The sequence below is a fragment of the Candidatus Ichthyocystis sparus genome (assembly GCF_900078745.1).
GTDB classification, from domain to species: Bacteria; Pseudomonadota; Gammaproteobacteria; order Burkholderiales; family 2013Ark19i; genus Ichthyocystis; species Ichthyocystis sparus.
In genome coordinates, this window is record NZ_FKII01000018.1 from 1 (window position 1) to 1,932 (window position 1,932).

The following is a 1,932-nucleotide window of genomic DNA, read 5'->3' on the forward strand; positions in this document are numbered from 1 at the left end:
TGTACTCTTATCAACATATTCATCACTTGTATTTGTTCCTGAATATCGTGTTTTCAAATGCGACATTAAAGATGGTTCCATTGGGAAAACAACAGAAACACTACTTCTGCTACTCGCACATCCTGGTATAAGGGTTTTATCAAGTACCTCTGATTGTGAGCTGGTTACATTAAGTGGAGGTGTTTTATTAGATTTTTTGTCGAAACTAGATTGTGCTGCTTTTAATGTAGTGCAGCCTGTATTTGAGTCTCAGTGGGATGTAGTGGCTGATAGAGTTTTTGCTAAACTAGAAGATGGATCATTGAGTGATGTTAGTTGTGAAGATGTTATTAGTGTCCTCGATATTGCTGGTATTCCTGCATCGGCATTTTCAGCTCTCCAAAGACAAATTAGGACAGCTAGAGGGAAGGCATCAGGAAATAGTAGTAGTAAAGTTGCAAGTGGTGGTGCTACTTTGGTAAGTGCTACCACAGGTCTTGTGAGTCCTTCTTCTAGTTCGCAGCTTCAGTCTGAATTATTATCTCAATCTGGACCTGAGTTATTATCTGAAGGTACAGGGCCTTATTTGCCTATTGTTACTAAGACTATTACTCAAAGACGTGTGATAAGTGAAAGCAAGATATCAGGTGATAGTAGTAAGTGTGCTGAGAGTACGGGGTCAGGAAGTCGTGCTGTTGATTTTATTCGCCATTTGGCCGCCTCTCTTCCACGAATTAAGTTTCAGCATGAATTATCTTCTCAGCCTCCTGTTACTGAGACTGTTTCTCAAAGACGTGTGATAAGTAAAGGCAAGACATCAGAAGGTAGTAGTAAATGTGCGGATGCTTGCAGTACTACTCTTACTCATTCCTCGGTTATCTCTTCTGCGCGACTTCGGTCTGAATTACCACCTCAATCTGAGACACAGTTAAGATCTTTGTCGCCATTTGGACCTTTAGTAGGTGAAGTATCTCCTGCTCCTTCATTTCAATCCTCTATTTCATTTGCACCCTTACCCTTATCTTCATCTCTATCTACTTCTGAGTCTGGGCCTCAATCTCAGCACGAGATGCAATTGGTATCTTTGTCTGGTGAGTGTTTTTCTAGAATTAGTGCTGATGTTTCAGTCTCTACTCTGGAAGGTGATGCTTCTGATTTGAGAGCTTTAGAAGATGGAGCATCCTCATCTGCGTCTGATAGTGTTGTTGCTGTACCCCCCTCCTCTGTTTCTGCGTTTGCACCTTTGTCTGTAACTGAACCTTTGTCTGCACCTGCGTCTGAGTTGTTAGTAGCTTCTGATATTTCTTCCTTTTTGTTACCATTAGCTGAAGGTTTATCTATGCCAACTGTTTCTGATCAGTCTGGTGTTATCTCTACTTCTGTAGCACTACCTGGTGTCGAATCTTCTTCGCCTGTTGATGGGTATATTGCTGTGCCAACTCCCTCTGTCGGTTCTTTTTTGGATATTAGTGGTGATGTTTTGGTCTCGACCGCGGAAGGTGTTGCTTCTGATTTGGGGGAACGTGAGTTACCTGCATCTGAGATGGTAGCAGCTTTTGATATTTCCCCCTCTTTGTCACCATCAGCTGAAGTTTTGGATGCAATTGGTGTGGCTTCTTCTGCATTTATGCATGCGGGGGATGATTCACTTTCTCCTCCCTCTTCACCTTCGATTTTACCTCCCTCTTCACCTTCGATTTTACCTTCATCTTCATCTTTGTCTTCTTCATCTTCATCCTCTTCATCTTTATCTTTATGTGTATCGGGATTAGATGCTGATGTTTCTTCTTCTTCTACGGAGTCATCTCTTTCATCTTCATCTTTATCTTTATATGTATCAGGATTAGATGCAGATGTTTCCTCTTCTTCTACGGAGTCATCTGTATTGGGTAGAGCAATTGTTGGACTAGCTACAGAAGTTATTGCTTCTGAGTCGAGAGTTTTAGTAGGTGA

At 41.7% G+C, this 1,932-nt stretch carries 1 protein-coding gene; it reads left to right on the forward strand.

The window, feature by feature from the left end; genetic code table 11:
• A partial coding sequence (locus A6733_RS08655; protein WP_176696731.1) for a hypothetical protein occupies window positions 1-1,932 on the forward strand: 1,932 nt, incomplete at both ends.